At 41.7% G+C, this 11,034-nt stretch carries 9 protein-coding genes; 7 read left to right on the forward strand and 2 right to left on the reverse strand.

The annotated features are described in order from the left end of the window. Positions 1-9 precede the first annotated feature (9 nt). Positions 10-1,872, reverse strand: coding sequence for an NADH-quinone oxidoreductase subunit NuoF (locus tag DEF30_RS01825; RefSeq protein WP_294095871.1), 1,863 nt, complete (start codon positions 1,870-1,872; stop codon positions 10-12). Further along, positions 1,865-2,377: an NAD(P)H-dependent oxidoreductase subunit E gene (locus DEF30_RS01830; RefSeq protein WP_294095873.1), complete on the reverse strand. Its 513-nt coding sequence runs from the start codon at positions 2,375-2,377 to the stop codon at positions 1,865-1,867. The genes DEF30_RS01825 and DEF30_RS01830 overlap by 8 nt, the downstream gene beginning before the upstream one ends. A gap of 260 nt (positions 2,378-2,637) precedes the next feature. Here DEF30_RS01830 and DEF30_RS01835 point away from each other — a divergent pair, with 260 nt between their 5' ends. The 7 genes from DEF30_RS01835 (at position 2,638) to pnpS (ending at position 10,951) form a co-directional block, all read left to right on the forward strand. Continuing rightward, positions 2,638-4,233: an ATP-binding cassette domain-containing protein gene (locus DEF30_RS01835; RefSeq protein ID WP_294095875.1), complete on the forward strand. Its 1,596-nt coding sequence runs from the start codon at positions 2,638-2,640 to the stop codon at positions 4,231-4,233. Positions 4,234-4,426: 193 nt separating this feature from the next. Next, positions 4,427-5,278, forward strand: coding sequence for a YitT family protein (locus DEF30_RS01840; RefSeq protein ID WP_294095877.1), 852 nt, complete (start codon positions 4,427-4,429; stop codon positions 5,276-5,278). Between the two features lie 110 nt (positions 5,279-5,388). After that, the gene (locus DEF30_RS01845; protein WP_294095879.1) at positions 5,389-6,690 is read left to right on the forward strand and encodes a cell division FtsA domain-containing protein; all 1,302 of its coding nucleotides are present in this window, start codon (positions 5,389-5,391) and stop codon (positions 6,688-6,690) included. A 15-nt stretch (positions 6,691-6,705) separates the two neighbouring features. After that, positions 6,706-7,806 (forward strand): cell division protein FtsZ, encoded by a 1,101-nt coding sequence (gene ftsZ / locus DEF30_RS01850; protein WP_294095880.1) that lies wholly within the window; start codon positions 6,706-6,708, stop codon positions 7,804-7,806. 13 nt (positions 7,807-7,819) lie between these two features. Further along, on the forward strand, positions 7,820-8,284 hold the full coding sequence (gene nrdR, locus DEF30_RS01855) for a transcriptional regulator NrdR (RefSeq protein ID WP_074909798.1): 465 nt from the start codon (positions 7,820-7,822) through the stop codon (positions 8,282-8,284). Between the two features lie 262 nt (positions 8,285-8,546). Further along, entirely contained in the window at positions 8,547-9,248 is a 702-nt protein-coding gene (locus DEF30_RS01860; RefSeq protein ID WP_294095886.1) for a response regulator transcription factor, read from the forward strand. Then, entirely contained in the window at positions 9,245-10,951 is a 1,707-nt protein-coding gene (pnpS, locus tag DEF30_RS01865; RefSeq protein WP_294095888.1) for a two-component system histidine kinase PnpS, read from the forward strand. Before DEF30_RS01860 ends, pnpS begins: the two co-directional genes overlap by 4 nt. Positions 10,952-11,034: the final 83 nt, after the last annotated feature.

Consider the following 11,034-nt stretch of genomic DNA (forward strand, 5'->3'; position numbering starts at 1 on the left):
TATCACCACCTAAGCCCTTTTTATCGCATGGAACTTGCAGGCATCATAACACGCGCCACAGGAGATACATAGATTCAGATCAATAAAATGCACTTTTTTAGGATGACCTGTGATACAGCCAACGGGACATACTCTTCGGCAGGCGGTACATCCGACACACTGATCCGCAATGACGCTGTATTTAAAGAGCTCTTTGCAAATACCCGTGGGACATTTTTTATCCTCTACATGAATCCGATATTCCTCTTCAAAATACCTCATGGTACTTAAAACGGGGTTTGGAGCGCTCTGACCAAGTCCACACAGAGCTGAATTTTTGATGTTCTGTCCTAAAAGCTGCAGCTGGTCGAGAGTATGATTGCTGCCTTTGCCTTTTGTGATGCTGTCCAGCATTTCGAAGAGGCGTTTCGTTCCGATTCTGCAAGGTGTGCACTTGCCACAGGATTCTTCCATAGTGAACTGAAGATAGAACTTTGCGATATCCACCATACAATTGTCCTCATCCATTACAATCATTCCCCCTGATCCCATCATGGTTCCAAGAGAACGCAGGCTTTCGTAATCAATGGGCGTATCCAGATGGTCCACTGACAATACTCCACCAGAAGGACCACCTGTCTGGACGGCTTTAAATGCCTTTCCATCGGGAATTCCTCCTCCGATATCATAGATGATTTCCCGCAGGGTTGTGCCCATGGGAACCTCCACCAAACCTACATGACGGACTTTTCCTACCAAAGCAAAAACTTTGGTTCCTTTGCTCTGGCCAACACCAATTCTTGAAAACCAGGGAGCTCCTTTTAATATGATTTCAGGAACATTGGCGAGTGTCTCAACATTATTGACGGTGGTAGGTTTCTTCAGATACCCTTCTTCTGAAGGGTAGGGGGGTTTTTTTGTAGGTTCTCCCCGTTTTCCTTCCACTGAATGAATGAGCGCAGTTTCCTCGCCGCAGACAAAAGCGCCTGCACCCAATCTGATTTCTATATCAAAATCGAAGCTGCTTCCAAAAATGTGATGACCTAAGATTCCCCAGCTGCGTGCTTGGTCAATCGCGGTGGTGAGGCGTTCTATGGCAAGGGGATACTCTGCTCGGATATAGATGATGCCATGTGTAGCTCCTGTGGCATATCCTCCGATGAGGAGGCCTTCCAGAACACTATGGGGATCTCCTTCCAGAAGGGAGCGGTCCATGTAGGCGCCTGGGTCCCCTTCATCAGCATTGCAGATCATATATTTCTCCGTGCCTTCCGCCTGGGCAGTGGCCTGCCACTTGAGACCTGTGGGGAATCCTCCGCCACCTCTACCTCTTAAACCGCTTTCTTTGAGAATGGAGATCACTTCCAGAGGGGTGTAATCCATCAGGACTTTGGATAAGGCTTCATAACCGTCAAAAGCAATATATTCTTCAATCTTTTCCGGATCAATAATACCGCAATTTCTTAGGGCGATTCTCAGCTGTCTTCGTTTTGCACCAAGGGGATCGGTTCTGCTGAAAGTCATAGGAATGATATGGGACTCAAGAGGGGTGCCTTCTTGCAAGTGTTCTCTTACAATCCTCAGGGCTAAATCCGGATCCACGTAGCCGTAGTAGACTGGAGGCTGGCCTGGGATATTTACCTGAACTGTAGGTTCGCAGTAGCAAGAACCGATACAGCCTACTTTTACCAGATGTACGTTCGAAAGAGCTTGTTCGGCAATTTCTTTCTCTAAAGCTTTATATACCTCCATGCCCCCTGCAGCAATACCGCAGGTGGCAAGTCCTACGAGGAGCTCTATCCGTGTGTCTCTGTTACTGCCGGTTTCACGGAGTGATCTGATGGAGGCGAAGGAGTCGCGGATTTTTTTGAGATCATCACGTTTTTCAGTCATGGGAATCCTCCTTATACAGCTGCAGAATGGTCTTTATATTGTCATGACTGATATGACCATAGACCTTCTGATCTACCATCAGTGCGGGAGCTAAGCCACAAGCGCCTATACATCGGATTTCTTTTACAGTGAATTGTCCGTCTTTGGTGGTTCCGTGAGCATCTGTTTGAAGCATGCTGCCCAGTTCGTCTCTCATCTTTGCGGATCCTTTGACGAAACAGGCAGTTCCCATACAGATACTGATGGTGTGTTTGCCTCGCTTTTCTTGTGTGAAGTAGGAGTAAAAACTGACAACGCCGAATACCTTCGAAGCTGGAATGTTCAGGGTACGAGCAATATGCAACTGCAATTCAGGGGGAAGGTATCCGAAAATTTCTTGCGCTTTATGCAGAATATGGATGAGCAGATGCTCACGGTCTTCAATGCTGTCGATATACTCATGAAGCTGCTTAATTTTGTCCTCAGGAAAGTCAGGGGTATCAGTAAGAATCTGATGCGTATTCATGTTCACACCTCCTAAAAAACAAGAGATACAGTGTTATCTTAGTTGTAGCAATTAACATAATAATTGTCAATTAAATCACAAATAATTTACAGAATTTTTTGTGATTTAAACAAATCAGAAGATCGAATATTTCAAGTGTAAAAAGAAGCATTTCCTCTGAGATTCAATAATATTTTTAAGATGCACCTGTCTAATGACGATGATTCATGTTATAATAATTATTTGTGTGAGTAATTATGACAATGGAGTGAGTGAAATTAATGTTGAATGTAAATAATGTAAGTCTACGTTTTGGTGGCAGAAAACTATTTGATGATGTGAATATAAAGTTCACACCTGGAAACTGTTATGGCGTTATTGGCGCAAATGGAGCAGGTAAATCCACTTTCTTGAGAATCCTCTCAGGAGAACTGGAACCTAATACAGGAGAAGTCTCCTTAGGAAAGGATATGAGGATGTCTGTCCTTAAGCAGGATCATTTCAAGTTTGATGCAGAGAGAGTCATCGATACGGTCATCCGGGGAAATGAACGTCTATATGCCATCATGAAAGAAAAAGATGCAATCTATATGAAGGAAGACTTCACAGATGAAGACGGAATGAGAGCGTCCATTCTGGAAGGAGAGTTTGCAGAGCTGAATGGATGGGAGGCGGAAGCAGAAGCCGCATCTTTGCTGCTGGGTCTTGGGATAGGAACAGAGAAACATGAAAGATTGTTGAGTGAACTGGAATCTAAAGACAAGGTCAAAGTTCTGCTTGCTCAAGCACTATTTGGCAAACCGGATGTACTGATCCTCGATGAGCCTACCAATGACTTGGATCTTCATTCCATCAATTGGCTGGAGAACTATCTGGCAGATTTTGAAGGAACAGTTATTGTTGTGTCCCATGACAGACATTTCCTCAATATGATTTGCACACATATTTGTGATGTGGATTATGGTAAAATCAGAATTTATATGGGGAACTACGATTTTTGGTATGAGTCCAGTCAGCTGATGTCCCAGCTTATTAAAGACCAGAATAAAAAGAAGGAAGACAAAATCAGAGATCTTCAGAATTTTATCAGCCGGTTCTCTGCCAATGCTTCCAAATCCAGACAGGCAACATCGAGAAAGAAACTTCTTGATAAGATTACGCTGGATGATATCGCTGTTTCAAATAGAAGGTATCCTTTTGTCGGATTCAAGCCTGAGCGTGAAGTGGGCAATGACATCCTCATCGTAGAAAACCTCAGTAAGTCCATTGATGGGGTAAAAGTACTGGATAATGTGTCTTTTGTCGTAGGCAGAGAAGATAAAATCGCATTCACCGGGAATGATATTTCTGTGAGCACCCTGTTCAAGATTCTTTCCGGTGAGCTTGAGCCTGACGCAGGCAGTTTCAAATACGGAGTAACCATCACAAAGGGATACTTCCCCCGTGACAACGGCCAGTATTTCAATGATGTTGAATTGAATCTTGTGGATTGGATGAGACAGTATTCTGAGGAGAAAAGTGAAAGTTATTTGAGAGGCTTTTTAGGGCGGATGCTCTTCTCGGGAGAAGAAGCTCTTAAGGAAGCGAAAGTACTTTCTGGTGGAGAAAGAGTAAGATGTATGCTTTCGAAGCTGATGCTTTCCACTGCCAATCTTCTGATTATTGATCAGCCTACAAACCATCTTGATCTGGAATCTATCACAGCAGTGAATAACGGACTCATCGACTTTAAAGGCGTTCTATTATTCTCAAGCCATGACCATCAGTTTAATGAAACTGTGGCCAATCGAGTCATTGAAGTAACTCCAGACAGTTTCTTCGATAAAATGTGTACATTTGATGAGTATCTGGAAATGAGAGAAAACAGCAGCCTATAATCTCAGGTAATAATAAAAGGAAGGCATGAATCTCCAACTATGTTGAATGTTCATGCCTTCCTTTTATGTTTCGCATGTTTACTGTGAAAATAGGAAGAATCATGGAAATGTTTACAAAAAAGCGTTATATTAATAGAAGATGAACAAAATAGATTGATTGAGGTGTACCTTGAAAAACAAAAATATGAGCAGTATGAACAAACAACTGGTGAAGGATTATCTATTGATTTTTATTGGGATTATTTTAACGGCTGCATCTATGGTATATATTTTCACACCAAACAGACTTGCGGCCGGAGGAGCTCAGGGAATTGCACTTGTCATCAATCACATGACTGGTGTCAATACGGGACTGCTGATGCTTTTGATCAATGGTTCATTATTTGTTGCAGCATTTCTTTTGTTGGGGACAAGTTTTGGGGCGAAAACACTGATTTCATCCTTTGGCCTTTCTTTTGTAGTGTATATTATGGAAAAGTATTTTCCCTTTGGGCCTCTCACGGATGATTTAATGCTGGCGACAATCTTCGGCAGTGCACTTATGGGTGTAGGGGTGGGGTTTATCCTCAATAGAAATGCTTCCATCGGCGGGACAAGTCTTATTGGTCGCATTGTGTCCAAATATACATTTTTGGACCAGGTGAACTGTATTGTGGGTACAGACATTCTGGTTACCATATTTGCCATGGTTGTTTTTGGTGTTGAAATTGGTCTTTTTCAGCTTCTATCGGTCTATTTGACTGGTGAGATCATCAATAAAGTCATTGATGGGATTACCTATAGAAGAGAAGTGATGATCATTACTGAGCACAGGAATGCAGTGATGCACTATATCATCAATGATATGAAAAAAGGCGCGACTCTTCTCATGGGGAAGGGAGGCTTCACTGGAAGAGATACAGAAATTATACTTACGGTACTGACCAGGAGAGACTTTATCAAACTTAAAATATTCATCCGAAAAGTGGATCCTAGAGCTTTTATTTCCGTAAACATGGTGACCGAAGTGTCCAGCTCCACATCTGACAGCAGTTTTGGTGGATAATTTCTTAAATTCTGTGAATTTGTATATAAATTTCAGATTTCGTTTCATTTCTATCAAAATAGAATGTATAATAAAATCATATATTATGCGGGAGGTATGCATGCGTGCAAATGGATCATTTTGTTATAGGACTTGATATCGGATCTCATTATATTAAAGCATCAGCACTTTCCACGACGGATGAGACATTTATGGTCAGTGCGCTGGTGGAATCCCAAGGTATGGATAAAAATGAAATAGTGGATGTAAAAGCATTGGGAAGTGCTGTTAAAAAAGTAATTCAAAAACTTGAAGTTAAAATTTCCAGAAACATTACGTCGGTCTTTTTATGTGTTCAGCCGGAACACCTTACATTCTATGAGACATCAGGACATGCTGAGTTGTTTGGAGATGCAGTAACTCAGAGAGAACTGGATATTGCCATGGATTCTGCTCAGAAAGTATCCATAGGTGATGAGGATGAAATCGTTGATATGTTAATTTCAAAGTATTACGTGGATGAAACAATATATGGGAATCCTTTAGGGGTTCGCGGCAGCAACTTTGATTTTTCCGGGCAGCTTGCCACTGCACCAAAAGCCTACATTGAAAAGTTATATGATGCTCTAGCTTTGGCGAAGATCAAGATTGCAGGCACTGGATTGTCAACTGTAGGTGCAGGAAGTATCCTGCTGTCTAGAGGCGATTGGCAGAAGGGTGCTGTTATTGTAGATTCAGGCGCTCATACCACAAGAGCAGTCTATGTAAAAAATCATAAGGTTGTCGATGTGTCTTCGGTGCAGCTTGGTGGTAAAAATATCACAAGAGATTTGGCCATTGTGCTCAAAATATCTTTACTAGAGGCAGAAGAACTGAAAAAGTCTTATGCTCGGGGAGCTCTGGCCAAAGAAGATGATGATTACCAGATGATTGAAGACATCATCAAGGCCAGAATCGAAGAAATTATGGGCTTTGTGGAAAAGTTCGTGATGAAACACCAAGAGACTGGTGACGTAAGAAAATTGGTTGTTTATGGAGGCGGATTGTGCGGGTTCAATTCAATCAATAAAATGTATAAATCTGCACTCAATCTGTCCACAAACTTCATTACTTCTGATATAATAAGGGATGACAGTGTTCTCACAATCCAATCAAGCGGTCTGGCTTATCATCTGCTTAGTGCAATTCACTGCAAGGGAGCCATAGATGAAATGATCCGCCAGGAAGAGCGACAGCTTGAGGAAGTTTCAACGGCTGCTTCAGACGAGGATTTTTTCAAGAAATACCAGATGAAGTTTGGCGAAGAGAATGTTGATATGAAAAATATGAACTCAGACGATGAGGATGAGTATTTAGATGATTATGAGGACAGCAGTATCTTTCAACGGATACGGGACTGGTTCGTTAGCCTTAAAAATAAGATTAAAAAGTAATGAGGGGGAGAAATCGTGTTAGATTTTGATTTTCAAATTCAAGGCCCAGCAGAGATTAAAGTAGTAGGATGTGGCGGCGGTGGCAACAACGCTGTAAATAGAATGATCAATGAAGGTTTGGGAGAGGTGGATTTTATATCCATCAATACAGACAAGCAAGCCCTGATGCAGTCCAATGCAACCCATAAAATCCAGATTGGCGAGAAACTTACCAAGGGATTGGGAGCTGGAGCAAATCCGGAGATTGGTGAAAAAGCAGCAGAAGAGTCCAAAGAGGAAATTATGGCGGCACTGAAAGGTGCGGATATGGTTTTCATAACTGCTGGGATGGGTGGAGGAACAGGAACAGGTGCAACACCTGTAGTTGCTGATATTGCCCGGTCCATGGGAATTCTTACCGTTGGTGTTGTGACGAAGCCTTTCAATTTTGAAGGGAAAACCCGAATGAAGAATGCCGAAATTGGCATTGAGAAATTGCGAGAAAAAGTGGACTCATTGGTGACAATCCCCAACGAAAGACTTCTTATGATTGTTGATAAAAGAACTACATTCAAAGAAGCTTTCAATAAGGCGGATGATGTTTTAAGACAAGGTGTTCAAGGCATCACAGACCTAATTACTGAAAACGGTCTGGTAAATCTTGACTTTAATGACGTGAGAACCATCATGCTGAACAAGGGTCTTGCTCATATGGGAGTAGGATACGGCAAGGGTGAGAACAAAGCTGTGGAAGCTGTGAAACAGGCGATCTCATCACCACTGCTGGAAACAAAAATTGATGGTGCAACGGGTATTCTCCTTAACGTGACCGGAGGAGAGGATCTGTCTCTAGCTGAGATCAATGAAGCAGCTGAGATTGTTACAGAGGCTGCAGATCAGGATGCGAATATCATTTTTGGTGCTGTTATTGATACGAAACTGAAAGATGAAATCAAGATTACTGTGATAGCAACTGGATTTGATGAAGTTAAAGTATACAATAAGGCTGAGGAAAAAAGAGTAGAACAGAAGGATGCACTTAGAAAAGAGAGAGCTGAAGAGCCAAAACCGGTAGACGAAAATCAGGATGACCAACTGGAAATTCCTGCCTTCCTTCGCAACAGATATAATAAGTAATGAGGTGTAGCTCATGAAATGCCCTTTTTGTGCTTTTTCAGAAAGCAAGGTAATTGATTCCCGGTCCATTGAAGATAATTCTGCGATTCGTAGAAGGCGGGAGTGTCTTTCCTGCGGGAAAAGATATACCACCTATGAGAAAGTGGAAGATATTCCGATACTGGTTGTGAAGCGGGACAACAGCAGAGAGAATTTTGACAAGAATAAAATCATTGTTGGTCTTATCCGGGCATGTCAGAAGCGTCCTGTATCTCGATTTCAGATTGAGGAGATTGCTTCTGATATTGAGAGAAATATTTCCAATAGTATGATTTCAGAGATTTCTTCTACAGAAATCGGAGAGATGGTAATGGATCGTCTCAAAGACGTGGATGAAGTTGCATATGTCAGGTTCGCTTCTGTTTATCGGCAGTTTAAGGACATCAATACTTTTCTTACTGAAATCAATAATCTTATGGGCAAAGATCAGAAGAGATGATAAATGCTTTGGAAAAGCTGTATGGATAGTAATCCATGCAGCTTTTTTAGGATTACAGTAGGTTGGTGGAGTAGTCAAATTTTGATTGAGGGTGGAAAAAGAAGTAGAGAACCCTGATGATGGAAATTGCGCCATGAGAATTTCCCGTTAGGAGCGTTAACTTCAGGTTAATTGATTGCGTTTCAATTGTTCTAAATGTTTCTTTATGGTTAAATAAGAGTAGAAGATTGATTGTGATTAAACGAGAGGTGTATGTAGAGTTATGATGAAAGAGAAAATTCTTATCATTGATGATGAGGAACATATTGTGGAACTGATCCGGTATAATTTGGAGAATGCCGGTTATGAGACAGCAGAAGCATATAATGGTGTCGATGGACTTTCCTTGGCAAAAACAGAGAAACCAACAATAATTCTGTTGGATGTGATGCTTCCGCTCATGGATGGACTTGAAGTATGTAAAAATCTGAGAGGATCTGATCAGACCAAAGGTATCCCTATTATAATGCTCACAGCCAAATCTGAAGAAATCGATAAGATCTTAGGTCTAGAACTGGGAGCTGATGATTACATTACAAAACCATTTTCAGTAAGGGAACTTATGGCCAGGATAAAAGCTGTCCTCAGAAGAAGTGCTTCGGAAACTGAAGAATCAGCAGTGTACTCTTTTTCGGATGTTGTGATTGATTATGATAAACATCAGGTGACAAAGAACAATCAGAAAGTAGAGCTGACTTTAAAAGAGTATGAGCTCCTGGATATTCTTGTGAAAAATCGTGGCAAAGTTATGAAACGTGATGTGCTGCTGGATAAAATATGGGGCTATGAGTATGTAGGGGAGACGCGGACCGTCGATGTGCATATCAGGCATTTAAGACAGAAGCTGGAAAATGATGATAAGAACCCAGTCTATATTGAGACGGTACGTGGTATCGGATATCGTTTCAATGATCTTGAATCATGAGCAGAAGAATCATAGCTTCGTTTCTTGCAGGGATTATTGTGGCGATGTTTTTCCTGACCTCCTCTTTTCTTTTGATATCAAGCCTTGAGAAAATAAATCTAGTGAAAGAGAAGCTGAAAACCAATAATGAACTTCTTATCAATTACATGGAAGTGGATCGGATCAACAACACGTCCTTGCTTGTGAGTGTCATGGATTCCATCAGAGTGACTCTCATCGACAAGAGTGGGGATGTTTTATTTGACTCTTCCGGGAAAAGAGGGCTGGAGAACCATCTGGATAGACTGGAGGTCCAGGAAGCCATGGAGAGTGGTGAGGGGTCTGACATCAGAATTTCAAAGACCTTGAATACACAGATGGTTTATTATGCGACGAGGCTTTCGGATGGGAAAATTTTACGAAGCTCTACAGAAGCGGGCTCATTGAACTTAGGCGGGGGATTTGTAAAATATATGTTAGGTACATTTACTTTTGTAATCTTGGTGTCTTACCTGATATCGAGAAAAATTGCAGACTATTTGCTAGAGCCGATCCAAGAGATGACGTTTGCTACAGATAGAATCGCCAATGGTGAGTATACAAGGAGAGTTCGGGTGAGAAGTGATGCTGAGCTAGGTAAGCTTGGCATGAATTTCAATAACATGGCAGAGCGGCTTGAAACCACATTTATCGAAAATGAAGAGAAACAGAACCGGCTGGAAGCGATATTAAAAAGTATGAACTCGGGTGTATTTGCCTATGATAATGCGGACAAGATCATCATGATCAATCCATTCTGTAAGCAGCTTTTTGGTATCTCCGATAATGTCATAGGAAAGAGTGTATATGAGATCAAAGAGCTTCGAGAGCTGATCTTCATGCTGAATGATGAAGAGGACATTCTTGAAGTGCAGATTGAAGAGCCTATAAGAAAAGATATCAGAATCAAGTCTGCTGAGATTCTTGGGGAAAGAGGGGCTCTGGTCGGTACAGTAGTTGTGCTTGAAGATATTACAGACTTAAAGAAGCTGGAGAAAATGAGAAGTCAGTTTGTTGCTAATGTATCACATGAACTTAAAACGCCTTTGACATCTATAAAGGGTTTTTCAGAAACCTTGAAGTTTGTTAAGGATGAGAGCACGCGTAACAAGTTTCTCGATATTATCAACGATGAAAGTGAGCGGTTGACTAGATTAATCAATGATATACTGACTCTATCCAGTATCGAGCAGGTGAAATCTCAAAAGAATGAAGAGATTGATATTTCTTATGAAAGTGAAAAAGTGTATCATCTGTTGAATCCAAAAGCCGAAGCGAAGAATATAACTCTGTCCCTAACACAGAAAGAGCCTCTTTTCATGCTGGGAGACGTGGATTTATACAACCAGCTTCTGCTCAATTTGGTGGACAATGCCATTAAGTACACCAGGGAGAATGGCGAGGTGCAAATCAGGATCGAGAGGGAGGACACCTTGATCAAGGTTGTGGTGTCCGATACAGGGATCGGAATCCCTGAGAAACACTTGAATCGCATATTTGAGAGGTTCTATAGAGTTGACAAAGCGAGAGACAGAGCAATGGGCGGAACAGGGTTAGGACTTGCCATAGTAAAGCATATTGTGCTCTCTATGGGAGGAACCATTGAAGTTTCTTCGGAGATTGGAAAAGGGACTCAGTTTGTGGTGTATCTTCCAATGGATAAAGAGAGCTATGATGAAGAGTAAGTGTTACGGAACATAAAATCTTACAGGAATTGCGCCAGAAAGCCCATACCGAGCTTGCCTGGCTTCAGCCGTGGGATGAATGG

The organism is Proteiniclasticum sp. (genome assembly GCF_003514505.1).
Classification (GTDB): Bacteria; Bacillota; Clostridia; order Clostridiales; family Clostridiaceae; genus Proteiniclasticum.

Coding starts and splice junctions, on each gene's coding strand:
- DEF30_RS01825 (WP_294095871.1), bottom strand. CDS start 1,872: ATGACTGAAAAACGTGATGATCTCAAAAAAATCCGCGACTCCTTCGCC.
- DEF30_RS01830 (WP_294095873.1), bottom strand. CDS start 2,377: ATGAATACGCATCAGATTCTTACTGATACCCCTGACTTTCCTGAGGAC.
- DEF30_RS01835 (WP_294095875.1), top strand. CDS start 2,638: ATGTTGAATGTAAATAATGTAAGTCTACGTTTTGGTGGCAGAAAACTA.
- DEF30_RS01840 (WP_294095877.1), top strand. CDS start 4,427: ATGAACAAACAACTGGTGAAGGATTATCTATTGATTTTTATTGGGATT.
- DEF30_RS01845 (WP_294095879.1), top strand. CDS start 5,389: ATGGATCATTTTGTTATAGGACTTGATATCGGATCTCATTATATTAAA.
- nrdR (WP_074909798.1), top strand. CDS start 7,820: ATGAAATGCCCTTTTTGTGCTTTTTCAGAAAGCAAGGTAATTGATTCC.
- DEF30_RS01860 (WP_294095886.1), top strand. CDS start 8,547: ATGATGAAAGAGAAAATTCTTATCATTGATGATGAGGAACATATTGTG.
- pnpS (WP_294095888.1), top strand. CDS start 9,245: ATGAGCAGAAGAATCATAGCTTCGTTTCTTGCAGGGATTATTGTGGCG.